At 38.8% G+C, this 25,881-nt stretch carries 27 protein-coding genes; 1 reads left to right on the top strand and 26 read right to left on the bottom strand.

The genetic code is table 11. The features are described 5' to 3' along the window. Window positions 1-226: 226 nt before the first annotated feature. From acpP to J2S13_RS07295, 10 genes are all read right to left on the bottom strand, one after another. Window positions 227-460 carry an acyl carrier protein gene (acpP, locus tag J2S13_RS07340; RefSeq protein WP_307257087.1) on the bottom strand — a complete coding sequence of 78 codons (234 nt, stop codon included), beginning with the start codon at window positions 458-460 and terminating at the stop codon, window positions 227-229. Window positions 461-609: 149 nt separating this feature from the next. After that, window positions 610-1,353, bottom strand: a complete 744-nt coding sequence (gene fabG, locus J2S13_RS07335; protein WP_307257086.1) for a 3-oxoacyl-[acyl-carrier-protein] reductase — start codon at window positions 1,351-1,353, stop codon at window positions 610-612. Then, entirely contained in the window at window positions 1,350-2,297 is a 948-nt protein-coding gene (gene fabD, locus J2S13_RS07330) for an ACP S-malonyltransferase (protein WP_307257085.1), read from the bottom strand. The genes fabG and fabD overlap by 4 nt, the downstream gene beginning before the upstream one ends. Window positions 2,298-2,318: 21 nt before the next feature. Further along, window positions 2,319-3,302 carry a phosphate acyltransferase PlsX gene (gene plsX, locus J2S13_RS07325; RefSeq protein ID WP_307257084.1) on the bottom strand — a complete coding sequence of 328 codons (984 nt, stop codon included), beginning with the start codon at window positions 3,300-3,302 and terminating at the stop codon, window positions 2,319-2,321. Next, a complete protein-coding gene (gene fapR, locus J2S13_RS07320; RefSeq protein ID WP_307257083.1) occupies window positions 3,299-3,883 on the bottom strand; it encodes a transcription factor FapR in 585 nt (194 codons plus the stop codon). The genes plsX and fapR overlap by 4 nt, the downstream gene beginning before the upstream one ends. A 191-nt stretch (window positions 3,884-4,074) precedes the next feature. Continuing rightward, a complete protein-coding gene (gene recG / locus J2S13_RS07315) occupies window positions 4,075-6,090 on the bottom strand; it encodes an ATP-dependent DNA helicase RecG (RefSeq protein WP_370873982.1) in 2,016 nt (671 codons plus the stop codon). A gap of 31 nt (window positions 6,091-6,121) precedes the next feature. Beyond that, entirely contained in the window at window positions 6,122-7,009 is an 888-nt protein-coding gene (sdaAA, locus tag J2S13_RS07310) for an L-serine ammonia-lyase, iron-sulfur-dependent, subunit alpha (RefSeq protein WP_307257082.1), read from the bottom strand. An 88-nt stretch (window positions 7,010-7,097) separates the two neighbouring features. Beyond that, window positions 7,098-7,760, bottom strand: a complete 663-nt coding sequence (sdaAB, locus tag J2S13_RS07305; protein WP_307257081.1) for an L-serine ammonia-lyase, iron-sulfur-dependent subunit beta — start codon at window positions 7,758-7,760, stop codon at window positions 7,098-7,100. A 309-nt stretch (window positions 7,761-8,069) separates the two neighbouring features. Further along, window positions 8,070-9,746, bottom strand: coding sequence for a DAK2 domain-containing protein (locus J2S13_RS07300; protein WP_307257080.1), 1,677 nt, complete (start codon window positions 9,744-9,746; stop codon window positions 8,070-8,072). 17 nt (window positions 9,747-9,763) lie between these two features. Continuing rightward, window positions 9,764-10,126 carry an Asp23/Gls24 family envelope stress response protein gene (locus tag J2S13_RS07295; protein ID WP_307257079.1) on the bottom strand — a complete coding sequence of 121 codons (363 nt, stop codon included), beginning with the start codon at window positions 10,124-10,126 and terminating at the stop codon, window positions 9,764-9,766. 383 nt (window positions 10,127-10,509) lie between these two features. Between J2S13_RS07295 and rpmB the strand changes: the two genes are divergently transcribed. Continuing rightward, window positions 10,510-10,698 (top strand): 50S ribosomal protein L28, encoded by a 189-nt coding sequence (gene rpmB, locus J2S13_RS07290; protein ID WP_307257078.1) that lies wholly within the window; start codon window positions 10,510-10,512, stop codon window positions 10,696-10,698. A gap of 259 nt (window positions 10,699-10,957) precedes the next feature. Here the strand turns inward: rpmB and spoVM are convergent, their stop codons facing one another. The 16 genes from spoVM to J2S13_RS07210 all read right to left on the bottom strand — a co-directional run bounded on the left by spoVM (window position 10,958) and on the right by J2S13_RS07210 (window position 25,863). Next, on the bottom strand, window positions 10,958-11,038 hold the full coding sequence (gene spoVM / locus J2S13_RS07285) for a stage V sporulation protein SpoVM (RefSeq protein WP_058002606.1): 81 nt from the start codon (window positions 11,036-11,038) through the stop codon (window positions 10,958-10,960). Between the two features lie 109 nt (window positions 11,039-11,147). Next, a complete protein-coding gene (locus J2S13_RS07280) occupies window positions 11,148-11,804 on the bottom strand; it encodes a thiamine diphosphokinase (protein ID WP_307257077.1) in 657 nt (218 codons plus the stop codon). A gap of 73 nt (window positions 11,805-11,877) precedes the next feature. Continuing rightward, entirely contained in the window at window positions 11,878-12,534 is a 657-nt protein-coding gene (gene rpe / locus J2S13_RS07275) for a ribulose-phosphate 3-epimerase (RefSeq protein ID WP_307257076.1), read from the bottom strand. Between the two features lies 1 nt (window position 12,535). Next, window positions 12,536-13,420: a ribosome small subunit-dependent GTPase A gene (gene rsgA / locus J2S13_RS07270; RefSeq protein ID WP_307257075.1), complete on the bottom strand. Its 885-nt coding sequence runs from the start codon at window positions 13,418-13,420 to the stop codon at window positions 12,536-12,538. 11 nt (window positions 13,421-13,431) lie between these two features. Further along, on the bottom strand, window positions 13,432-15,405 hold the full coding sequence (gene pknB / locus J2S13_RS07265; protein ID WP_307257074.1) for a Stk1 family PASTA domain-containing Ser/Thr kinase: 1,974 nt from the start codon (window positions 15,403-15,405) through the stop codon (window positions 13,432-13,434). Between the two features lie 7 nt (window positions 15,406-15,412). Beyond that, the gene (locus tag J2S13_RS07260; RefSeq protein ID WP_307257110.1) at window positions 15,413-16,162 is read right to left on the bottom strand and encodes a Stp1/IreP family PP2C-type Ser/Thr phosphatase; all 750 of its coding nucleotides are present in this window, start codon (window positions 16,160-16,162) and stop codon (window positions 15,413-15,415) included. A gap of 6 nt (window positions 16,163-16,168) precedes the next feature. After that, on the bottom strand, window positions 16,169-17,260 hold the full coding sequence (rlmN, locus tag J2S13_RS07255; protein WP_307257109.1) for a dual-specificity RNA methyltransferase RlmN: 1,092 nt from the start codon (window positions 17,258-17,260) through the stop codon (window positions 16,169-16,171). Window positions 17,261-17,262: 2 nt separating this feature from the next. Continuing rightward, entirely contained in the window at window positions 17,263-18,600 is a 1,338-nt protein-coding gene (gene rsmB / locus J2S13_RS07250; protein WP_370873980.1) for a 16S rRNA (cytosine(967)-C(5))-methyltransferase RsmB, read from the bottom strand. Beyond that, entirely contained in the window at window positions 18,590-19,546 is a 957-nt protein-coding gene (fmt, locus tag J2S13_RS07245; RefSeq protein ID WP_307257072.1) for a methionyl-tRNA formyltransferase, read from the bottom strand. The genes rsmB and fmt overlap by 11 nt, the downstream gene beginning before the upstream one ends. Further along, window positions 19,543-20,028, bottom strand: coding sequence for a peptide deformylase (gene def / locus J2S13_RS07240; RefSeq protein ID WP_307257071.1), 486 nt, complete (start codon window positions 20,026-20,028; stop codon window positions 19,543-19,545). Before def ends, fmt begins: the two co-directional genes overlap by 4 nt. Before the next feature lie 22 nt (window positions 20,029-20,050). Next, window positions 20,051-22,459 carry a primosomal protein N' gene (gene priA, locus J2S13_RS07235; RefSeq protein ID WP_307257070.1) on the bottom strand — a complete coding sequence of 803 codons (2,409 nt, stop codon included), beginning with the start codon at window positions 22,457-22,459 and terminating at the stop codon, window positions 20,051-20,053. Further along, window positions 22,456-23,670, bottom strand: a complete 1,215-nt coding sequence (gene coaBC / locus J2S13_RS07230) for a bifunctional phosphopantothenoylcysteine decarboxylase/phosphopantothenate--cysteine ligase CoaBC (protein ID WP_307257069.1) — start codon at window positions 23,668-23,670, stop codon at window positions 22,456-22,458. The genes priA and coaBC overlap by 4 nt, the downstream gene beginning before the upstream one ends. Window positions 23,671-23,814: 144 nt before the next feature. Then, entirely contained in the window at window positions 23,815-24,042 is a 228-nt protein-coding gene (gene rpoZ / locus J2S13_RS07225) for a DNA-directed RNA polymerase subunit omega (protein WP_370873979.1), read from the bottom strand. Between the two features lie 3 nt (window positions 24,043-24,045). Then, a complete protein-coding gene (gene gmk, locus J2S13_RS07220; RefSeq protein ID WP_307257068.1) occupies window positions 24,046-24,660 on the bottom strand; it encodes a guanylate kinase in 615 nt (204 codons plus the stop codon). Window positions 24,661-24,662: 2 nt separating this feature from the next. Continuing rightward, entirely contained in the window at window positions 24,663-24,932 is a 270-nt protein-coding gene (gene remA, locus J2S13_RS07215) for an extracellular matrix/biofilm regulator RemA (RefSeq protein ID WP_307257067.1), read from the bottom strand. A gap of 52 nt (window positions 24,933-24,984) precedes the next feature. Further along, window positions 24,985-25,863, bottom strand: coding sequence for a YicC/YloC family endoribonuclease (locus J2S13_RS07210; protein WP_307257066.1), 879 nt, complete (start codon window positions 25,861-25,863; stop codon window positions 24,985-24,987). Window positions 25,864-25,881: the final 18 nt, after the last annotated feature.

The raw sequence follows: 25,881 nt of genomic DNA, 5'->3' as shown, positions 1-25,881 counted from the left end.
GTAAGCGCCTCGATCATCGGCGTACGAATTTCGTAGGTTTCGACTGAGATAAAGGAAACACAGCGAGCTGATGTTGACTTATCGTAGGGAGAAAACGGAGAAATTCGCTAGTCGATAGGCGCTGTTGCTAGACGTCCCCACAGTTATAAATTTTAAAATTTCCTGGTGCAAAAAACGGAAGAAAGCTCCGTTTATAAAAAACGGAGCTCTAATTAATTTCTAACGATTACATTTTTCCATTTATGTAATTTACAGTGTCACCCACTGTTGCAATTTTTTCTGCATCCTCGTCAGAAATCTCCATATCGAACTCATCTTCTAATTCCATTACTAATTCTACAACATCAAGAGAATCTGCGCCAAGATCTTCTTTGAAAGAAGCTTCTAATGTTACTTGAGATTCTTCAACACCTAAACGGTCTACGACAATTTTAGTTACACGTTCTAATACTTCTGCCATTTTTGCCTCACCTCCCCTCAAGTTTCAAAAGTCAATGGGTCTATAAGGTTTCTTTAGATCGTTGTATTCCAAGAAATCCTCATAATATTATAAAGTAACAATCAAATATGAACAACTATTCTTTCATCATCTAGATCTTCTGCTCTAGATTACATCACCATTCCACCGTCAACATGGAGTGTTTGACCTGTCACATAGGAAGAATCGTCTGATGCAAGAAAAACCGCCACTTTTGCAATGTCTTTCGGGTCACCAAAGCGAGCAAGTGGAATTTGTTGTAACATCGCTTGCTTTGATTCCTCAGGTAATTGTTCTGTCATATCTGTTGAAATAAATCCGGGTGCAATTGCATTGACTGTAATATTGCGTGTCGCCAATTCCTTTGCGGTTGTTTTCGTTAATCCAATAACTCCTGCCTTAGCTGCTACATAATTAGCTTGTCCTGGATTCCCGCTAACTCCAACAATCGATGAAACATTTATAATTCGACCACTACGTTGCTTCATCATCTGTCTTGTCACAGCTTTCGTGCATAAAAACACACCTTTTAAATTGGTGTTAATAACAGCATCCCACTCTTCTTCCTTCATTCTCATCAATAGATTATCTTTTGTAATCCCGGCATTATTCACAAGAATATCTACACGTCCAAATTGTTCGATTGTTGCTTTGACCATCGATTGAACGGATTCTTGATCGGCCACATTACACTGAAGAGCAACGGCTTCCGTTCCAATCGATTTTATTTCTTCCACAACAGCTTGTGCTTTTGCTTCACTACCTGCATAATTGACCACTACATTCGCACCTTGACGAGCAAGTTCTAACGCAATTTCTCTTCCAATTCCACGTGAAGCACCGGTAACTAATGCGACTTTCCCTTCTAACTTCATGACTCTTCCCCCTTTAAAGACTGAACGACTGCATTCATCGTTTCCTCATCTTGAATGGCATAGGTTTTCACTTTGCGATCGACCTTTTTCACTAATCCTGACAATACTTTCCCAGGTCCAATTTCAATGAATGTATCCACACCTAAGCTGATCAGTTTCGCTACTGTATCTTCCCATAAAACAGGAGAATATAATTGTTGCAAGAGCTTGCCACGAATTTCTTGTGCATCTGAAACCGGTTCTGCATCTACATTGGCAATGATTGGGATGGAAGAATCTTGTATTGTAATTCCATCTAGAACCTCTGATAGTTTTTCGGTTGCTGGTTCCATCAAAGAAGAATGAAACGGACCACTCACATTAAGTGGAAGAACTCTTTTTGCTCCTTTTTCTTTGGCTAATTCGGCTGCTTTTTCAACTCCAAGTTTTGTACCTGAAATCACAATTTGACCTGGGCAATTTAAATTAGCCAGTTGGACTACTTCCCCTTTACTACTAATTTCCTCTGTTACTTGTCGTAAATCTTCACGATCCATCCCCAAGACAGCTGCCATCGTACCTTCTCCAGCCGGGACTGCTTCCTCCATAAATTTTCCTCTTTGGTGGACAGTATAAACCGCATCTGGAAAGGCAATGGCCCCAGTCGCTGCTAAAGCTGTATATTCTCCTAAACTATGGCCTGCCGCATAGTCCGCTTTAATCCCATGCTCTTCTAATTTTTTCAAAACGGCCATGCTTGTTGTTAACAAAGCGGGTTGGGCATTAAAGGTCAATGTTAATGTTTCTTGTGGTCCGTTAAAAATAATGTCACTTAAGGAATAGCCTAAACGCGTATCTGCTTGTTCAAAAATTTGAGCAACTTCCTCATAAGCGGAGGCAAGTGACTTTCCCATTCCAACCTTTTGTGATCCTTGTCCTGGAAATAGAAAGGCGATTTTCCCCATCCTACTCTCTCCTTTATGTTATTATTGATTGACTATTGCTTCTTTTATTTTTTCTGGAACATTTGAGCTCGTCATTTGAATTGCCTGCCGTAATGCATTAAAGAAAGCATTTTCATTTGATGATCCATGTGCTTTTATGACAGGAGCCTTTAATCCAAAAAGATTAGCTCCACCATATTCGGTGTAATCCATTTTATTTTTTAAAGACATTAATTCTGATTTTAACAGCCCTGCACCAATTTTAGCTTTCAGTGAGGATGTCAAAGTTGTCTTTAATATACGAAAGACAGACATCGCTGTACCTTCAATTGATTTTAATACCATATTTCCTGTAAAACCATCTGTTATAACGACATCTGCCACACCTTGTAATAAGTCTCTAGATTCAACATTTCCAATAAAATTTAAATTTGATTGCTGAAGGAGTTGAAAGGTTTTTTTCGTTAATTCATTTCCTTTTTTCTCTTCTGTTCCAATATTTAAAAGCCCAATTGTTGGGTGTTGTATTTTCCGAACCTTTTCTGCATAAATGGATCCCATAATTGCATATTGGTATAAATGCTCAGGCTTCGCATCCACATTGGCTCCTAAATCCAGCATTAAAAATCCTTTCCCATCCACTGTAGGTAATGTTGGTGCTAAAGCTGGTCGTTCGATTCCCTCGATGCGGCCAACAACAAAAAGCCCCGCTGCCATTAGGGCACCTGTGTTTCCTGCAGATACACATGCCTCGGCTTCTCCATTAGCAACCGCCTGCGTCATTAACACCATGGAAGCATTTTTCTTCCGACGAACAGCTCTTGCTGGCTCATCTGTTCCCAAAATAACTTCATCTGTATGTACAATATTTACCCGATCTGAGCTAGGCAAAATTTCTTTTACTTTCGTCTCATTTCCGAAAACGAGCACTTCTAAATCATCAAATTCTTGTAGAGCACGTTTCGTTCCTAATAAAATCTCTCTCGGAGCATTATCGCCGCCCATGGCATCTATCGCTATTCTCACTTCTTTTCATCCTTTGCTGTAGTATGCGAACGGTACATAATAAATTCTCCGTCAAATACTAATTCTTTTCCTACAAAACTATTTACTTTTACGACTGTTTTTCCTTGCTCAAAATGTGCATCGACGACCTTTGCTTTCGCAACGACACGTTCCCCCTTTTTAACCGAACGTGTAAAACGAATATTGGCTCGAGCTGTTAACGCCAGCTCATCATTAATGACGGCGACAGCTAGTGAATTCGCTTGGGCAAACAGATGATGACCGCGTGCAATCCCATTCCGTTTAAACACATGGTCTGCTTTCACATCAAAAATAGAAATCGCACTTTGGTCCAGTTCGATATCTATTATTTCCCCAATGACTTCATCTATCGGTAAGGAACGAACTTCATCAACAAAGCGTTTCTCTGCAACATGCTTAATCCTTTCACGTAATTCTGGGATTGAAAGTTCCATTCGATCAAGGCGAATGGTTTGAACACTAACAGAAAATTGTTCAGCAAGTTCCTCATCTGTAACAAAAGGATTATCTTCTATCGTTTCTTGTAATTGTATTTGTCTCTCTTTTTTGGAAATTCTCAAATTGATCACACCATTCGCTATTAGTACTAGGTACTAATAGTAGTATATAATCAATAATGGAAGAATGCAAGAATAAAGTAAAACTTATCCTTCGGTACTTGCAGTCCGTCAACGGCCTTAGAGAAAAAAGGCAGCCCCCCTACTTCTAGAGAGGGTACCGCCCTTGTACAAAGAGAGTTACAGATTGGCTGTTAGTCTAATTTTTCACCTTTTAATCCTTCTGATTTTTGCAGCTGCTTGCGTAAATTACTATATTCCTCTTCCTTCCAAAAATAATCTGATTGAATGAGTTTAATAGCATCTTGTCTAGCTACTTCAAGCGCCCGATAATCATGGACCATATCCGCCACTTTAAATTCCGGTAACCCTGATTGCTTCTTACCAAAGAAATCTCCTGGTCCCCGTAGTTCTAAATCTTTCTCACTTAAAACAAATCCATCATTCGTTTCTGTCATGATTTTCATTCGCTCTTGACCCACTTCTGTTTTGGGATTCGCTAATAAAATGCAATAGGATTGCTCACTCCCCCGACCGACGCGCCCACGAAGTTGATGGAGCTGGGCTAATCCGAATCTTTCAGCATCATAAATGATCATGATAGTGGCGTTCGGGACATTTACACCGACTTCCACCACCGTTGTGGAAACAAGAACTTGTACATGATTTTCACTGAAAGCTTTCATAACCTCTTCTTTCTCATCAGAAGATAGCCGACCATGCATGAGTCCAATTTCGTATTTTCCTTGAAAAAAATGAGTTAATTGTGCATGAACATCAATCGCATTTTGAACATCAAGCTTGTCAGATTCCTCGATTAATGGGCAGATGATATATCCTTGTCTCCCTTTTGCTAATTCTTTCTCCATAAAAACTAACACACGTTCAAACATTTCTTGTTTTGCCCAATAAGTTTCAATTGTTTTACGACCAGCAGGCATCTCATCGATGATAGAAACATCCATTTCACCAAACACCGTAATCGCCAGCGTCCGCGGAATGGGGGTTGCCGTCATAAATAACACATCAGGATTGATCCCTTTTTCCCGCAACACTCTTCTTTGTTCTACCCCAAAGCGGTGCTGCTCATCTGTAATGACAAACCCAAGCGATTTAAAATTGACATCTTTTTGAATCAATGCATGTGTTCCAATGACGATGTCAACCTTTCCCTCCTGTAAATCTTGAAGTAGTTCTTTTCTTTTTTTCCCTTTTATTGAACTTGTTAAAATCTCAACACGGACATTAAATGGGGTTAATCGTTCACATAATGAATCATAATGCTGCTCCGCTAGAATCTCTGTAGGGACCATTAAAGCTCCCTGGAAGCCAGCTGTTACATTCGCATATAAGCAGATGGCCGCAACGATTGTTTTCCCAGATCCTACATCTCCTTGTAGGAGTCTATTCATACGATAAGGAGATTTAAGGTCAAAACAAATTTCATTTACCACTCGCTTTTGAGCATCAGTAAGTGAAAATGGCAAGGAAAGAATCATTTTCTTTAAAGCTTGCAAATCATAGTGATGAGCTACACCTTTTGAATTTTCTCTATCAAATTTCCGTAATGCCTGCATTTTTAATTGAAAAACTAAAAACTCTTCATAGACAAACCTTCTTCGGGCCTGCTTCAATTCTTTTTCTGATTGGGGAAAATGAATGATCCGAAAGGCGTCTCGTCTTCCTACTAGTCGATAAGTAGCAATGAATTCCTCTGGTAAGTTTTCTTCCAACAAATGACCAAATTCGGTAAAAGCCTTTTGGATATATTTCCGAAGGGTTTTTCCATTTAAGTTCCCTTTTGTAGAATATACTGGTTCAAAATTTCCTTCTGCTTTATGCGGTCCTAAATGATATTGTTGTGCGGAAATTTGTTGCCGGTGCTTATCCCATTTCCCAGTTAATGTAATCGTGTCATGTAATGCAATCTTTTTCTTTAAGTATGGTTGATTAAAGAAAGTTACTGTAATTAAATACCTTCCAACAAGTACTCTCATTGTAAGTCTTGATTTTTTCTTTCCATAATACATAAGGGAAGGCTCACTATGAACCTTCCCCTCAATTGTTACCCTTTCTTCATGAGCGACTTCAGCTAAATCTCGAAGTCTATGATCCTCATAACGATAGGGGAAGTATTCTAATAATTGTAATACAGTCTGGATCTTCAAATCTGCTAATTGACGAGCAGTTTCCTCACCAATCCCTTTCATCACAGTGACTGGTTGTTGTAATAACAATAAATTACTCACGTTCTTCAAATGGCACACCGAAGATTTTCGTTTCCAGTTCACGTCCTGTCGGTGTTGCCGCTAACCCTCCTTGTGCGGTCTCTCTTAGTGCGGTAGGCATGACTTGCCCAATTTTGTACATGGCATCAATCACCTCATCACATGGGATTCTGCTAGAAATTCCGGCTAATGCCATATCTGCTGCAACCATTGCATTTGCAGCCCCCATCGCGTTTCGTTTGACGCAAGGTACCTCAACTAAGCCTGCGACTGGATCACACACGAGACCAAGCATATTTTTTAATGTAATGGCCATAGCGTCAGCGCATTGTTTTGGTGTACCACCTGCCATTTCTACAATAGCGGCAGCAGCCATCCCTGACGCAGATCCAACTTCCGCTTGACACCCTCCCGCTGCACCAGAAATGGAAGCATTGTTCGCTACAACAAAACCGAAAGCCCCCGCTGTAAAAAGAAATCGAATCATTTGTTCTCTTGTCGGGGATAATTTATTTTTGACTGCAAATAATGTTCCAGGGACTACGCCTGCACTCCCTGCGGTTGGAGTTGCACAAATCGTTCCCATTGCGGCATTCACCTCATTTGTAGCTACCGCTTTACTTACAGCATCAAGAATCGTTTCACCCGAGAGAAAATTCCCTTTCTGAATATAGTTTTGCAGAAGTACTGCATCACCACCTGTTAATCCCGAGTGAGAATGTACACCATTTAATCCGCGTTCAACTGCATTCTCCATCACTTTCAAATTCTTTTCCATCTGTTCCATTATTTCATCTCTTGACTTACCTGTCACTTCCATTTCTTGTTGAATCATAAGTTCTGAAATGAGCTTGTCGTTCTTATCAGCTAATTCTACCAATTCAGCAACATTCCGAAACATGACATTCTCTCCTTTCTAGGTTCGCGTTATTCTAATACTTGAGAATCATTCTTGATGCAGGAGAATGTAAGCGCTACCAACTTATCATTTAATCAACGATACGAGCCACTTTTAAAATGTTTGGTAATGCTTCTATTTGCTTCATAACTGACTCTCCTACTGCCTGGTCCACTTCAATGACCATTAAAGCCATCTTTCCTTTTTCCTTTCTAGAAACTTCCATATGGCCAATGTTCAAATCATTTTCCGCTAAAATATTGGCGACTTTCGCAATGGCACCTGATCGGTCATTATGGACCACGAGGATGGCAGGGTGAATTCCAGAAAGCTTTAATTCAAAGCCATTTAATTCAGTGATCTCAATTTTACCCCCACCTATTGAAACGCCTACGAGTTCCATTTCCCCCTTCTCATCCCCCAAAGTGATTTTGGCCGTATTTGGGTGATCTGGAATGGCCTCTTCCTCAATAAATTCAATCTCCATTCCTTTTTTCTGTGAAATATTTATGGCATCCCGTATTCGCTCATCAAAAGTATCAAAATCTAATAATCCGCCAATAATTGCAATGTCTGTTCCATGTCCTTTATATGTCTTGGCAAATGATCCATAAAGGGCTATTTTCGCCCATTTAGGTTCTCTTCCAAATATACTTCTCGCCAACCGTCCAATCCTGGCAGCACCCGCAGTATGGGAACTAGATGGGCCAATCATAATCGGACCAATGATATCAAATACACTTTTATATTTCATAAAAATTCCCTCCTAGATGTTAATAGTTTATTAGCAATCCACATAAAGTGAAACTCAATTAGTGAGGGTTTTTAAAGGCTTGGCGATGCTTGTCGCCCCTGTTCAGTCGCCTCCGCTTTTTTAATCTAGCTGCGGCTCCTTGCTGCTCGAGGTCAAAACCTCTTCCTTTCTGTGGCAAAATACGCCACGCCAAGGCTGAGCTTTTGCTTGTCACAGCAATACAGTCGCCTCCGCTTTTTTGTATTACAAATGGGGAGGTCCGGTTTATGCTGTGTTTTTAGCTTTTGGACTTCCCCAATTTTTTACTTCTTACTCAACTGAGAATATAAATGAATATAAAGGTTGTTTTCCGTTGTGAATTTCAACTTCTACATCTGGAAATTCTTTTTCTATATATTGGACAATCGCGTTAATTTCTTCTTCCTCTGCATCTTGTCCGTATAAAATGGTTAGGATCTCCACATCTTCATCTACCATTTGTTGAAGAAGGGATTGGGCTCCTTGCACTTTATCTTTATCCGTTACCACAATTTTTCCATCGACAATTCCCATGAAATCATCTTTTTTAATGGCAATTCCATCAATGCTCGTATCGCGAACGGCGTAAGTGATCTGGCCCGTTTTTACATTTGCAAGCGCGTCCGTCATCATTTCTTTATTCTGTTCTAATTCTGCTGATGGATTAAAGGCAAGCATTGCAGTGATGCCTTGTGGGACTGTTTTAGAAGGAACAACAACTGCCTCTACATCAACCATCTCAGCCGCCTGTTCAGCTGCCATGATAATATTCTTATTATTTGGTAGAATAATCAATTTCTTAGCATTGACTTCTTCGATTGCCTTCACAATATCTTCTGTACTTGGGTTCATCGTTTGGCCACCTTCAATAACAGCCGATGCCCCAATACTTCTAAATAATTCAGCAATCCCTTCTCCCATTGAAACCGTTACAATTCCATATTCTTGTTGGTCTTCTTTAACTTTTTCTACCACTTTTGGTTGCAATCCTTGTTCACCAACAATACTACTATGTTGTTCACGCATATTTTCGATTTTCAATTTAATTAGACTTCCATATCTTTGCCCGTATGTTAATACTTCACCAGGCTGTTCTGAGTGAATATGTATTTTAGCTATTTCATCATCCGAAATAACAAGCAATGAGTCTCCATAAGCACTTAAATCCTGTCTGAATTGGTCTTCAGAAAATGGGTGTTTGGCAATTTTCTCTTTTTCAAATCGAACCATGAATTCTGTGCAGTAACCATATTGAATCTCATCGGTATTCATAAAGCTTTGAACACTTTTATGATGTTCAGCATTCACGAGCTCATCCATTGAGGGACCTACAAGCACTTGGGGTAACTTTTCCCCTTTAAGCACTGCTAGAAAACCTTCATACACAAGGAGTAAGCCTTGACCTCCACTATCTACAACCCCTACTTCCTTTAATACAGGAAGTAATTCTGGTGTTCGATTGAGGGAAGCTTTTGCCTCTTCTACAAATAATTCCATAAATTGCACGATGTCTTTTTGCTTTCTTGCTGCTTGAACTCCCTTTTTGGCAGCATCTTTTGCTACTGTCAAAATCGTCCCTTCCACTGGCTTCATAACCGCTTTATAAGCGGTTGTCACTCCTGCTTCAAAAGCATGGGCTAATTCAAGTGAATTAATGGATGACTTTCGCTCGATCTCTTTGGCAAATCCACGAAATAATTGAGATAATATGACGCCTGAATTTCCTCGAGCCCCCATGAGCAAACCTTTTGATAATGAAGCGGCTACCTTCCCAATATGAGCATTTAAATTATTTTTAACTTCCTTTGCTCCTGAAGTCATAGATAAATTCATATTTGTTCCAGTATCTCCATCCGGAACAGGAAATACGTTAAGAGCATCTACCATTTTTGCATTTGCAGATAAATGTTCTGCACCTGCCATCACCATTTCCGCAAAACGCACTCCATCCAAAGATGTAATTGACACAATTCTTCCTCCTCACACTAAGGGTTCATTACCCTTACACCTTGAACAAAAATATTGACTGAATCAACAGCCAGCCCAACGGTTTGATCTAATGTGTATTTCACTTTATTCTGAACATTTAGGGCCACTTCCGAAATTTTTGTTCCATAGCTGACGATAATATACATATCAATATGAACCTCATCGTTTTCTTGTCGAACAATAACCCCACGTTTGAAATTTTCTTTTCTTAAAATATCCGTTATCCCATCTTTAATTTGGTTTTTGGATGCCATTCCAACAATTCCATAACAATCTACTGCTGCTCCACCAGCTATTGTCGCAATGACTTCATTTGAAATATCAATTTGTCCAAATTTCGTTTTAAGTTCTATGGTCATTGTAAGCCCCCCTTATAGGTTCATCATTTGGCTACACATATTTTACTATAATTAATACAGATTTGAAAGCCACACGATATGCCTATCTAATCATTCCAAAACCACCTCATATATGTCAAGGTTTTTCTCTTGAAAGACTTTGATAACGTGAAATGTCATTCAGTGTAAGTCAATTCATCCCCCATTGATGATTATCAATTGTGAACAGATTGCTCGCAATTAACCCAGACGAACAATTTAAGGTGAAGGTCTTTCCTGCAACTACAGGGGATAAAACGTATTGCAAACAAGGAACAGGTATGATAAATTATTAAAGTATGTTGTGACTATAATGAAGTGTTGAAACAAATATCTTCACCTTCAGGTAGTGAGGAGGGAATATCATGCCAAAAAAATGTGTTGTTACAGGCCGTAAAGCTCGTTCTGGTAACGCTCGTTCTCATGCGATGAACTCATCTAAGCGTGTTTGGGGCGCGAACCTTCAAAAAGTTCGTATTCTTGTAGATGGAAAACCTAAACGTGTATGGGTTTCTGCAAGAGCTTTAAAATCCGGAAAAGTTGAGCGTGTATAATACTTATAAAAGCATCTCCTATACAAGGTGGATGCTTTTATTCTATTTACATCCTTCTTACTGTTTTCAATAATAAAAAAACACCCAATTCGGGTGCTTATTTTATTTTTTTAGATTGTTTGTAAACGATGGATCTTTGATTATTCTTATGACAATGTTGTTGTATCTCATCCCTCTAATTTTGAGGGGGATCCGCGGTAAATGGCTCCACGATTATCTCAGCGGGACAATTAAGCCCCACCGAGTGAATAAATTCATCTTATTCCTTCTTAAAAGTTCCAAGCATAGCGCGAACAATCCCACCTAAAAATTTAGGTAGTTTAATTGTATAAAATTTCATGAATGTCCCTCCCCATTCTAAAAAAAGAAATGCCCATCTCGCTTGAACCCCTTATTATTATATTCAAACAACTAGAATAAGTACGCATAATCCCAAGTTAGGGTATGATTCAAAGTCTTTCATCACGACTTCTTATCATTATTAATATGCCATCTGAAAATGAAAAAGTACCTTTTTTTTCAACCAATTCATTGCTGATACATAAAGTCGATCCTATACGAATGGTTTTATTTGTTAAAGGGTATTTAAATCCTTTTAAAGTAATCTCTTTTACGATAGGGGTGACGGGGACAAAAGAAATGTATTTCATTTCTGAATGACGGGGCAATTCATACGTTCCTGGAGTATAGACAGAGATTCTATTCGTTTTATCCACCATTTCAAACTGGATTTCATCATGAATCCATTCCTCGCGAACTAATAAACCTATATTCGCCAAAAAATGGTCCAGTCTCCCTCCAGTCGCTCCGAATATGTAGACTTTTTCCGGTCTTTGTTTGAATGCCCATACTAGAGCAAGTTCCATATCTGTTTCATCTTTTTCAGGTTTATATTTTTTTAAATCGGTTACTTTCTCTTGAATCTCTTGCCATTCTTTTTTTGTTACAGAATCAAAATCCCCGAAAGCTACATTAGGACGTATCCCATTTTCTAGTAAATAATAAACCCCGCGATCAACTCCAACCCATATCCAATCACTTTTTGCGAACGGCATTAATTCTGGAATGTATCGTTTTGGACCTCCAGCCACTATCCCAATTTGCATTAACAAATCCTCCTAAATCGAAATAAAGCTCAATAAGTAAATGGTAAAAAAGCCAGCCGAAGCTGACCTTTAATTATGATTCTATGTTTTCACGTATTTGTTGAATGGCAGCTTTGCGATCCTTTTGATTATAAATAGCTGAACCTGCTACAAGGACATTCGCTCCGGCATCTACACAAATTTTTGCCGTTTCCTTATTTACACCACCGTCAATTTCAATTTCAACCGATAATCCTTTAGAATCCACTAAATCCTTTACTTGACGTATTTTGGGTACAACTGAATGAATAAATGACTGACCCCCAAAACCAGGGTTGACCGTCATTAATAATACCAAGTCAACATCCTCAATTATATGTTGAATCGTCTCGACTGGTGTTGCAGGGTTTAAAACCACTCCCGGTTTCGCCCCAAAAGATCGTATGAGTTGAATGGTGCGGTGTAGATGCGGACATGCTTCTACATGAACTGTGATGTAATCGGCTCCTGCTTTGGCAAAATCCTCAATGTAAAGATCAGGATTTTCAATCATTAAATGGACATCTAGCGGCAATTTGGTGATGGGACGAATCGCTTCTACAACGATCGGTCCCATTGTAATATTGGGAACAAAATGTCCGTCCATAACATCAATATGAATATAATCAGCCCCCCCTTGTTCAACTTCCTTAATTTCTTCCCCCAGTTTTGCAAAATTTGCTGAAAGGATGGATGGTGCTATTTTTACCATATTAATACCTCGGCTTTCTTTCTTTTATTTCTTCCATAAATTGCTGATAATGTTCGTAGCGATAGGATGGAATTTCTCCATTTTCAACGGCAGCCTTCACCTGACATTTCGGTTCATTCAAATGAAGACAACCGCGAAATTTGCATTCATGACTTCTTTCTACCATTTCTGGAAAACAAGCTGCTAGCTCCTCTGCCGTGATTTCTGTTAATTCCAAGGAACTAAATCCAGGTGTATCCGCGATTAATCCTTCCTCCACCTTGATTAATTCAACATGACGTGTCGTATGTTTTCCCCTTCCAAGTGATTGCGAGATATCCCCCGTTTTTAGTTGTAAATCTGGACGAATCGCATTTAATAAGGATGATTTCCCCACTCCTGATTGCCCAGCAAAAACAGAAGTTTTCCCTTGAATACAATGAATAAATGGATCCAGCCCCTCATTTAAAATCGATGAAGTTAAAATCACTTCATATCCGAAAGAGCGATAATGATGAACAAATTGATCAATCGATTCTTTTTCAGATTCATTTAATAGATCTAATTTTGTAATGCAAATAATCGATTTCATTTTTTTTGATTCGATTAAGACGAGAAAGCGATCAAGCAAGCTTGTGCTGAAGTCAGGATTTGCTGCTGAGAACACAAGGATTGCTTGGTCAACATTTGAAATCGGAGGCCGGACTAATTCATTCTTCCGCTCGAAAATGTTTAATATATATCCTTCGTGGTCATTTTCTGCTTGAAATTGGACGAAATCCCCAACAAGAGGGGTGATTTTTTGTTTTCGAAAAACTCCCCTTCCTCGGCATTGAACAATACGTTCATCTTTTGTTATCACATAATAAAAACCACTTAATGCCTTAATAATTTTTCCCTCTTCCATACCAGTCCTCCTTAACCTTCAGGGTACATGATAGCTTCATCTATAATCACTTTCTGGTCCCTCATCACTTTATATCCAGCTTTTTTTCCTTTTTCAATGATAAACTGTAAGGTTTTCTTTGTATCTTCATGAATATAAAAAGTTTCAAAAGGCTCCGTCATACTATGATTCATATCTTCAATAAAAATTTGAACTTCTTGCGGTTGACCTAATTCATCCGGTTCGAAAGGGATGGTAATTTCCTTCGATACTGTCTTGGGTGGGATTTCCTCTTTTCCAAGTGACAGGACGACGTTTACTTTATCGCCTTGTTGCAATTTTGTGCCCGGAGCAGGATCCTGAGAAATCACTAGTCCTTCCGAAACGGTGTCCGAATATTCTTTTCTTAGAATACTAATTGTAAGCCCTGAAGATGCTGCATAATCTTTTAAACTTTTTTCATTGTATTCGGTCAAATCAATTAATGAAATTTTCTCTGGACCCATACTTACCGTGAAAGTAATGATCGTTTCTTCTGGAATGACTTCTTCCCTAGGGTCTGGATCCTGTTCGATAATGGTTCCTTCAGGTTGATCATCATAAACCGTCTCTCTTTTGATTTCTTTGAAATTTTCGTCCTTAAGTAACTGAACAATTTCGTCAAATTGGCGGTCACGATAATCGTCTAACTTAAATGTCGCTTTCCCTGAGCTCACATAGAGATCGATTTCCTCCCCTTTTGTCACCATTTTATTGGCATTAGGATCCGTTTTCACCACTTTTCCTTCTGGAATTTCTTCATCAGATTTTTCGATTGTATCCCCAATTTTGAATCCTTTTGTAACAAGAATAGAGATAGCATCATCGATATTTTTTCCTTTAACATCAGGAATCTCTACTTTTTCAGGCGTATTCATCGAAAAAATGGCGAAAGCGGCTGCGGTAAGCAGTGCTAGTAAAAGAATAATTGAAAGAACCCAAGGCCATTTTTTCCTTTTCTTTTTTTGTTGATTTTGTGATACGGAATCATCCTTTTCCTCTTTCAACCCATTCTTCTGATCATCTCGTTGAATCACTTTCGTCTCTTCAAGATTGCTATTCATTTGTTCATGATCCGCAATTATGGGGATGGCCTTTGTTGCTTCTTCATCTATAGGGATTTCAAATCTTGGTTCATTTATTCGATCTGGGTCTAATGCTGTTGAAAGGTCATCTACAATCTCGTCTACACTATTATATCGATAAAAAGGGTCTTTCGCTGTCGCTTTTAACACGATATTTTCAACACTTTGAGGAATATTTGGATTCCACCTTTTAAGTGAAGGTGTTTCTGATTGAAGATGCTTTAAAGCAATAGAAACGGCCGATTCCCCTGAGAAAGGAAGTCGTCCCGTTAAAAGCTCAAACATGACAATTCCTAAAGAATAAATGTCGGATTTCTTTGTTGCCATTCCCCCTCTTGCTTGCTCAGGTGATATGTAATGCACCGAACCCAGTACAGAATTTGTTTGGGTAATCGATGTAGCACTAAGTGCCATCGCAATTCCAAAATCCGTAATTTTAATATTTCCATCATGGTCGATTAAAATATTTTGCGGTTTGATATCCCGATGGATAATCGAATTTTGATGTGCGTGAGATATAGCTAATGCCAGCTGTTTCATTATATCGATCGCTTTTTCAACCGGGATGGGGGAATATTGTTGTATGTATTGTTTAAGTGTCATCCCGTCTACAAATTCCATGACGATATAATAGATATCATCCTCTTCCCCAACATCGAAAATATTCACAATATTTGGGTGAACAAGACTTGTTGTGGATTGAGCTTCTCGTTGAAAGCGGCGGATAAATTCCTCTTCGGTGGCAAAGTCTAAACGTAATACTTTTATGGCGACATCCCGCTCAAGTATCATGTCTCTTGCCAAATAGACATTGGCCATACCGCCACCGCCAATCATTTCTTTTATCTTATATCGATCATTCAGGCGTTTTCCGATCAGCACTTATCCATCACCCACTTTCACAATCAGCTGATTGCTGAAGGATCACAATGGTAATATTGTCCTCTCCACCGTTTTCATTTGCCAAATTCACTAATTTTTCTGCTTTATCCGATAATGAAAGATCCATCTGTAATATTAACGCCATTTCTTCATCTGTCATTTTATTTGACAATCCATCTGAACAAAGTAGTAAATAATCACCCGCTTCAAATGAAATCGTGCGATAATCGGCTACCACCTGTTCCTCCGTTCCAAGTGCTCTAGTCAGAACATTTTTGCGAGGATGATGTTCTGCAGCCTCTTTTGAAATTTGTCCTGTTCTAACTAGCTCATTGACTAAGGAATGATCTTCAGTCAGTAATGTAAATCCACTTTCATTTAATATATAGCAGCGGCTATCTCCAATATGAGCGATCGTGCAAAATCGGTCTGTACTTATGACGGCGACCAAAGTAGTCCCCATCCCCTGGCATTCAATGTTTTCTCTCGAATGGGAGAAGATTTGTCTATTAACTGTTTCGATCGCCTGTTTTAGCCATTCTTCAGCCTCTTCTGGTGATGAGATATACTCCACTTTTTCCCAGCTTGATTGTAGCTGATCAATCGCGATGTTGCTCGCTACATCTCCAGCATTATGCCCGCCCATGCCATCTGCAACGACGGCAAGGCGGTCACGGGAGGAATTTTCAAAAACTCCTCCATGATCTTCATTATGCTGGCGAATTCTCCCTTTATCCGTTTTAAAGGCAGACTCCATCATAAATCACCTCGTTTCCTCTTTCCGTTCTTTTGCACGAAGTTGACCACATGCTGCATCGATATCCGATCCTTGTTCACGGCGGATCGTCACATTGATCCCATGATCTTTTAATGTTTTTTCAAACTTAAAAATTTGTTTTTTGGGGGTGCGAACATAATTTCTTTCTGGTACATAGTTGACCGGAATTAAATTGACATGACATTTTAATCCTTTAATTAAATGGGCCAATTCTATCGCATGTTCAACTGAATCATTTTCACCACCGAATAGGCCATACTCAAAACTCACTCGTCTTCCTGTCTTCTTTGTATAATATTTTACAGCTTCGATTAAGTCAGGAAGCTTATAGGCTTTATTAATCGGCATTAATTTGGTTCTCAACTCATTGTTTGGTGCATGAAGCGAAATCGCAAAATTAATTTGCATATTTTCATCCGCAAATTGATAAATTTTCGGGATGATTCCGCTTGTCGAAACGGTGATATGTCTTGCCCCAATGTTTAAACTCTTATCATGATTAATAATTTTTAAGAACGTTAGCATTTCATCATAGTTATCAAATGGCTCGCCAATTCCCATAATGACAACTGAGCTGACACGCTCGTCCGTTTTATCTAATGCTTGTTGAACTTTTACTACTTGTGCCACAATTTCTCCTGCTTCCAAATGCCGTTTTAATCCCCCTAAAGTTGAAGCACAGAATGTACAGCCAATTCGGCAACCAACTTGAGTGGTTACACATACAGAATTGCCATATTCATGACGCATTAAAACCGTTTCAATCGAGTATCCATCATGTAGTTCAAATAAAAATTTGATCGTTCCATCTGCTGATGTCTGCTCAATAATCGTATTTAAAGTAGTCAATGTAAAGTGTTCGCTTAGTTTTTGCCGTAATGCTTTCGATAAATTCGACATTTCTTCAAATGTTGTGACCCTTTTTTGATAAAGCCATTCAAAAATTTGTTCCGCACGAAACGGTTTTTCACCTTGAGCTTGCAACCATTCTTTTAATTCTTGTAATTGTAATGAATAAATGGAAGGTTGTTTTGGTTCATTGGTTGTTTTTTTCTTTGTTGTCGTTGGCTGTTCCATCATTACACCTTCTTCCTAAAGCTGCTAATAAAAAATCCATCCCCGCCAAAATCTTGGGGGAAAATTTGCACAAAATGTCCAGTTGTTAAAGATTGAATGGGCTCAGGTAATGTGGTTAACATTTCAGGCTCAAATTCTCTTTCATTTTCAAGAAATTGTTTAATTGTTCCCTCATTTTCTTCTCGATCCACTGTACATGTACTATATACGAGAAGCCCATCTTTTTTCAGCAACGGAGCCACTGCTGACAGAATGTCCAATTGTACTTTTTGGAGGGAGCGCAAATCTTTTTCTTGTTTTGTATATTTAATATCTGGTTTTCTTCTCACAACACCCAAACCTGAACAAGGAGCATCAACTAAAATCCGATCAAAGCTTTCTTTTGGAAAGAGTTTATTCGCTTTTCGACTATCGGTTGATCTTACTTGAATATTCGTTAAGTCTAATCGGCCTGCATTATCCTTTATTAACTTTACTTTATGTTGATGCAAATCGAGAGCGTATACTTCCCCTGTATTATTTAACACTTCTGCTAGATGTGTCGTCTTCCCTCCAGGAGCCGCACAAGCATCTAATACTTTCATATGTTCTTCTAACTGAAGAGCATAGGCTACAATCATCGAGCTCTCATCTTGTATAGTTAAAAAACCTTTCTGAAAAGCAGTTGAACGAGCCATATTTCCTCTTAATATGTGCACAGCCTCTGGAATCATTTCACTTTTTTCTACCTGAAATCCTTCTTGACGCAGTAACTCGATTACTTCATCTCTCGTCGCCTTTGTTAAGTTTACCCTAGCCGTTTGAGTAGGAGCAATTAAATTGGTTTCACACATTGTTTTAGTCCGCTCTAAACCAAATTGGTCTGACCAGCGGCGCACAAGCCATTGCGGATGACTTGTTTCAATTGAAATTCTTTCAACCGGATCCTCAATAAGTTCTAAGGAAGGGACTCCTTTTCTCTGGATTGATCTTAATACACCGTTTACCATGCTTGCAATGCCTTTATGCCCACGCTTTTTCGCCATTTCGACTGCTTCATAAATAACAGCCCGGTCAGGAATTTTATCTAAAAATACGATTTGATATAATGAAAGCCGTAATATTTCCCTTACCCATGGTTCCACTTTTTTCTTCAAAAAAGGAGCAAGATAATAATCAAGGGTGTATTTTCTTTGTATAGTGCCATATGTTAACTCGGTCAACAGTCCGATATCCGGTCCTGTAATGGCGTTTTTCTCAATGGCCGAATGAAGCAATAAATTACTATAAGATTGGTGCTTTTCAACCGCCTCCAGGATGTCTAGAGCCACTTCACGAACCAACTTTTTTCTATTTTTCATCATTGTCCCCTAACTTTTTCCCAACTTCAACTTCTAAATTCGATCCTCTTAAATATTGTTCCGCTTTCATGCGTTTTTTCCCAGCAAGTTGAAGCTCTGTTACTTTGATTGACGTTTGATTCCCTGTTGAAACGATCAGCCCATCTTTTTCAATGGCGATAATTTCGCCTGGGGATGGATTTTCTTTTGCCACCATCTTTTCTCCCCACCAAATCTTCATTACCTTTCCATCAAGTGTCGTATAGGCCACTGGCCAAGGATGTAATCCACGAATATGATTATAGATTTCTTCCCCTGTTCTAGACCAATCGATCTTTTCTTCTTCCCGTTTGATGTTAAAAGCAAAAGTGGCCGCTTTTTCATCCTGCGGGGTCGGAGTCGTTTCCCCATTGATTAGTTTCGGCAATGTTTCAGATAGTAGTTTAGCGCCAGCTTCACTTAATTTATCATGTAAGATGCCAACATGATCTTGTTCTTCTATTGGCACTTCAATTTGACTAATCATATCGCCTGCATCTAATTTTTCAACCATGTACATAATCGTCACACCGGTTTTTTTCTTCCCTTGTAAAATGGCATAATGAATGGGAGCCCCCCCACGTAGTTCAGGTAAGAGTGAAGCATGGACATTAATGCAACCTAGTTTCGGCGAATCTAGTAAAGCTTTTGGCAAAATTTGACCATAAGCAGCTGTTACAATCAAGTCAGGCTTTAGATCAATGATTTGTTGCATTTCTTCTGAACCTTTCATTTTCTCCGGTTGTAAGACAGGAATATTCTGTTTCACTGCCTCTACTTTGACAGGTGGAGGTGTTAAGATTCTCTTCCTCCCTACTGGACGATCCGGTTGTGTGACCACTGCTTGGACTTCATAGCCGTCCTGAACTAACGTTTGCAAAATCGGAACGGAAAAATCCGGTGTACCCATAAAAACAATCTTGATCATACTTGTTCATACCTTTCTAGTTCTTTTTCATCCACATATTTTTCAACTTTTGAGATAAAAAGAATTCCTTGTAAATGATCGATTTCATGTTGAATGGCTCGAGCTAAGAAATCTTCCGCTTCTATAATAAAATAGCGTCCTTTCAAATCACGCGCCTTGACCTTTACATAAGAAAATCGCTTTACTTCGCCGTATACCCCTGGGAAACTAAGACACCCTTCTAATCCTAATTGTTCCCCTGATGATTCGATTATTTCTGGATTAATAAGCGGGATCATTCCGTGGTCATCCTCAATATCGACAATGGCCACTTGGAGATTTAACCCAATTTGCGGAGCTGCGAGTCCCACGCCATCCGCTTCGATCATCGTTTCATGCATATCCTTTATAAGCTTTTTTAAATTTCTATCAAAATCAAGCACCGGCTTGCATTTCGTCTCCAATATTTCTGCCGGATGCATGACGATAGGTAATTTCGCCAAACTAACTCCTCCTTTACACTCTTTACATCATCATATATGGATTCACATCAATCGCAACTTGTATATGTTTTTTGCCGGATGTAGCAAAATGTTCCATAACCTTCCTTAAAGTCTCATTTAGTTTTGGTTCACGTTTGTATTTTATCAAACATTGGTATCGATATCTATTATTGATCCGCGGGATTGGAGAAGCAACAGGACCAAGAATAATCGCTTTGTCTGATAAATGAGGGCGAATGAATTTTGTGATTTTTTCTGTAACAGAAGCAGCTGTCATCACCTCATCATGACTTACGGTAATAAGAGCTACATAATAAAAGGGTGGATACCCCCCAAGTTTTCTTACCATCATTTCTTTTTGGTAAAATCGGTCATAATCTTGTTCACCTGCAAGTTCAATACTGTAGTGTTCTGGAGTATAGGTCTGAATGACCACTTCACCAGGTAACTCATGCCTGCCTGCTCTGCCACTTACTTGGGTTAATAATTGGAATGTTTTTTCCGAGGATCGAAAGTCTGGAATATGTAGCGTTGTGTCCGCACTTAAGACGCCAACCAATGTAATATTAGGAAAATCGAGGCCTTTAGCAATCATTTGCGTTCCTAATAATATATCCGCTTTTCCATCACCAAATTGTTGTAACAATTTTTCGTGGGCCCCTTTTCTGCTTGTCGTATCTACATCCATGCGAATCACTCTTGCTTCAGGTAAAAGTTTCAGAAGTTCCTCTTCTACCTTTTGGGTTCCCGTCCCAAAATATCGGATATGTTCGCTTTGACATTCTGGGCATACGTTCGGGACTCTAGATTCGAAGCCACAATAATGGCATTTCATAGAGTGCGAGTAACGGTGAAAAGTTAAGGAAATATCACAATTCGGGCATTGAACAACATACCCACAGTCTCGGCACATCACAAAAGAGGAATGCCCTCGACGATTTAAAAGCAAAACCGTCTGTTCTTTCTTTTTTATGCGATCTTGAAGTTTCTCAAATAACTTCGTAGAAAACATTGAACGGTTCCCGGAACGTAACTCTTCACGCATATCGACAATCTCAACCGATGGTAATGCCTGATTATTCATTCTTTTTCTCAAAGTTAATAATGAAAAAACTTGCTTCTTCGCTCTTGCAAAACTTTCAAGTGAAGGGGTGGCACTCCCTAAAATAACTGGGCATTGGTAAAACTGACCTCTTTTGATCGCAACATCCCTTGCATGGTACCGAGGGTTTTCTTCCTGCTTATAGCTTGTCTCATGTTCTTCATCGATAATAATGATTCCTATATTTTCGAAAGGAGCGAAGATCGCTGAACGTGCACCAACGACAACCTTCACTTCTTTCCGTAAAATTTTCCGCCATTCATCGTATTTTTCTCCAACGGATAAACCACTATGAAGGGCTGCGACATCATTTCCAAACCTACTTTTAAAACGTCGAACCATTTGCGGTGTTAAGGAAATCTCAGGAACTAAAACAATCGCCTCTTTTCCTTGTTCCAGTACACGCTGAATCGACTGAAGATAAATTTCCGTCTTTCCACTCCCCGTTACCCCGTATAATAAGAATGTTTCATGTTGCTTTTTTTCAATGGCGTCTAAAATCGGTAAAATCGCATTGGTTTGTTCCTCTGTTAAAGGGAATGAAGTCGTTTTTTCAAAATGATGATGTTCATAAGGATCGCGATAGGACTCTACGTTTCGTTCAAATAAGTATTCTTTTTCTAGTAGAGACTTAATCGTTGAATCCCCGGCATCTGTCTCCTGCATTAATTGTTTCTTTATACATATGTCCGGACCATTATCGATAAAATATTGTAAAACACGTTTTTGTTTGGTGGAGTTCCCCATCAGTTGTTTTTCTGCCTGTATAAGTTCTTCTTTTGTTAAGGCCGTGCCAATCATTTTTACAGTTCGTTTTTTTCCTTTACTCTTCACTTTATATAAAAGCTCAAGTGCACCTGCTTCCACTTCTCGCTTTAATAATGTTAATAAATTGAGCTTTTCTCCTACATCCCAAGGAATTTCCCCTTTTTGATTGAAAATTTTCTTTAATTCAGGTTTTTCCAATACTTGTTGGTCTCGAGGAATAAAAACCTTTTCATATTTAGCTCTCATCGCAGCCGGAAGCATTGCCTGAAATGCTTGAATTTTAAAACATAAAGTCTTTTCAGTTAACCATTCTCCTAGTAGCAAAAGCTCTTGGTTTAAAACAGGAAGAATATCCATTGGTTCCACAATCGCTTTTAAAGAATCATAATCTGAATGATCTCTAATGTCCGTCACAAACCCTTGTACATTTCTCGGTCCAAATGGAACATTCACTCTCATCCCAGGCTGGATCATCCCACTCCATTTCTCAGGAATTAAATAATCATACTCTCGATCTGTATTCATCGCGGGAACGTCAACAACGACGGTCGCAATATTCATTTTGACCCTTCCTTTTTCAATATTTCTACCGCTTCCCTTAATATTTCATAAGCTACCTCTTTTTTCGAAAGAATTCCTAATTCCTTCTTTGACCCATCCTGTTTAAAAAAGGTAACGATATTGGTTTCTCCTCCAAAACCTGCCCCTTTCATTTTGATATTATTCGCGACAATCATATCGGCATTTTTGGATTTTAATTTTTTCATAGCATATTCACCGACATGGTCTGTTTCAGCCGCAAATCCAATTAAAATTTGATGTTGTTTTTTTTCACCTAATGTTTTTAAAATATCTTTTGTCCGTTCCATTTCAACAACCAAATCGCCGTCTTGTTTTTTCATTTTATGATCATAAGTTTGTTTGGGTCGGTAATCAGCAACTGCGGCACTTTTGATGACAATATCAGCTTGATCATATCGTTGCATGACAGCTTGATACATCTCTTCAGCACTCTGCACCTTTTGGATTTCGACTCCCTCTGGATGAGAAAGGGATACAGGCCCAGAAATTAAGGTGACATCCGCACCTAATTCGCGGGCTGCTTCTGCTAATGCATAACCCATTTTTCCTGTGGAATGATTGGTAAAAAAGCGAACAGCATCAATGGATTCCCTAGTTGGTCCAGCAGTAATGACTATTTTTTTTCCCTTTAAAGGTTTATTTATTGTACCCGAAAAATATTGATCCATGGTGGCGACGATTTTTTCCGGCTCTTCCAATCGGCCCTTCCCTACGTAACCACAGGCTAAATATCCTTCACTCGGCTCAATAAATTGATAACCGTAGGAAGTTAATTGCTCGATATTGCGCTTGACCGCTGGATGATCATACATATGGACATTCATTGCTGGTGCGATCCATACAGGAGCTTTTGTTGCGAGCATAGTCGTCGTAATCATGTCATCTGCAATTCCATTAGCAAGTTTCCCAATAATGTTGGCGGTTGCAGGAGCTAGCAAAATAAGATCAGGCCAATCAGCTAGATCGATATGGGCAATGACCTTTGAATCTTTCTCATCAAATGTATCAGTATATACATCATTTCTTGATAACGCTTGGAATGTTAAAGGTGTTACAAATTGCTGAGCAGAAGGTGTCATAAGTACTTTCACTTGTACGCCTGCTTGTGTAAGCTTACTCGTTAATGCCGCTGCTTTATAAACGGCAATACCTCCTGACACACATAATAAAATCTTCTTCCCCTTAAGCATGCATGAACCCCCATTTTTTAAACTTTTATTTCATTATGAAGCATTTCTTTGTTTTTTTCACTATATGACTTTTCTGATCGTTTCCGTTCATTCTGGAATTTTACGAACATCAATAGCAAAAAAATAACAACCTATGAAAGGTTGTTATACTTCATCTGAATAAACCGTACTAGCATCTTTCTCCTTCATTGTAAGTTTTTCTGCATAAATTTCTTCTAATGCGCGCCCTACATATTTATGAGAAACATAAGAATCTAATAATTCCTTCTCACTGCCATCTTGTAATCTTCGAGCTCTTTTTGCCGCTACACTAACAAGTGAATATTTCGAATCAATTTTTGTTAACAAAGAATCAATAGATGGATATAACATAATTTATTCTCCCTCCAGCATTTTATGATAACGATGTTGTACACGATTTAAACGACAATGCTCGGCTACAACAATCGCTTTAATTCGTTCACAAGCATGTTCTACTTGATCGTTTTCTACTACATAATCATACAAATTCATCATTTCAATTTCTTTCCGAGCTTTTTCCATTCTTCCCCTAATTAACTCATCGGATTCTGTCCCCCGATTCACAATGCGGCTATGTAATTCAGATAAACTTGGGGGAGCTAAGAAGATAAATAGCCCCTCAGGAAATTTTTCACGAACTTGTTTTGCTCCCTGAACTTCAATTTCAAGGAAAACATCTTTTCCTGATGCTAATGTTTGTTTCACATAATCAACAGGAGTACCATAATAATTCCCAACATACTCAGCATATTCTAATAACTTGTCTTGTGCAATGAGCTGTTCGAATTCTTCTTTCGTTTTAAAAAAATAATCTACTCCATCCACTTCTCCCTCACGAGGAAGTCTTGTCGTCATCGAAATAGAATATTCAAAGTTTATGTCAGGTTGAGAAAAAATTTCTTTTCGAACCGTCCCTTTCCCAACTCCTGAAGGCCCTGACAACACAATTAATAAACCTTCTTCTTTCATTATTATTTTCCCTGCCCCTCTTCTAATTCATCTTTTGATACAATTCGTTGTGCTACGGTTTCCGGCTGGACAGCTGAAAGAATAACATGATCACTATCCATCATGATCACCGCTCTTGTTCTTCTTCCATATGTAGCATCTATTAGTGTTCCCCGTTCACGCGCTTCTTGAACCAACCTCTTAATCGGCGCAGATTCAGGGCTCACGATCGAAATAATACGATTTGCAGAAACAATATTTCCAAATCCAATATTTATAAGCCTAATAGACATGAGGCACCCCCAATCAATATAATGTCTTGACTAAAAAAGAGAAAAAACACGCTTATTCGATATTCTGTATTTGTTCTCTCATTTTCTCAAGACATGTTTTCAAATCGACTACTTTCGTGGCAATTTCTGAGCTATTTGCTTTTGAACCGATCGTGTTCACTTCGCGATTCATTTCTTGGATCATAAAATCTAATCGACGTCCAATAGACTCATCTTTTTCAAGCGTATGAAGAAATTGACTGATATGACTTTCTAACCTTGTACATTCTTCATGAATATCTGATTTATCTGCAAAAATAGCCACTTCGGTTAAAATTCTACTTTGATCCTCGATCAAGTGATCTGTAAGCTCTTTAATCTTTTTTTCTAATCTCTCTCGATATTGTTCAACAACGACTGGGGAATGACTTTTTACTTGTTGTACGGTGGATTGGAATTGTTTCATAAGAAGGAGCAAATCTTTTTTCAATTCATTTCCCTCAGCTTTTCTCATATGTACCAGTTTTTTTACCGCTTCTTCGGCCGCTTCCAGTACTAATTGTTCTAACTCCTCATTCTCCTCTTCCAATTCCTCAATGGTAATCAGATCGGTACGAGCAAGAATATCCTTTAACTGAACATCATTGACGACATTCAGCTTACTGCTAATCTCTTCAACGATCTGATAATACTCTTGTATTAAATCCCAGTCAACATGTAGGGAATGATGAACAAGCCCGCCCCCTTCAATGGTGACAAAGACTTCCACACGCCCTCTTTTTATGTACTCATTTAACCTTTTTTTTATTTTATCTTCTATATTCATTAATTGTCTCGGCATTCGAATGTAGAATTCACTGAAACGATGATTCACCGTTTTCATTTCCACGGTAACCGCATGGTTGGAAGATTGCTTCTTATCCCTTCCAAAACCTGTCATACTCATAACCATATGCCGACCACTTCCTAT

This window comes from Oikeobacillus pervagus, from assembly GCF_030813365.1.
Classification (GTDB): domain Bacteria; phylum Bacillota; class Bacilli; order Bacillales; family DSM-23947; genus Oikeobacillus; species Oikeobacillus pervagus.
The sequence above is the reverse complement of the archived record's forward strand: the minus strand, read 5'-3'. Positions and strand labels throughout refer to the sequence as shown.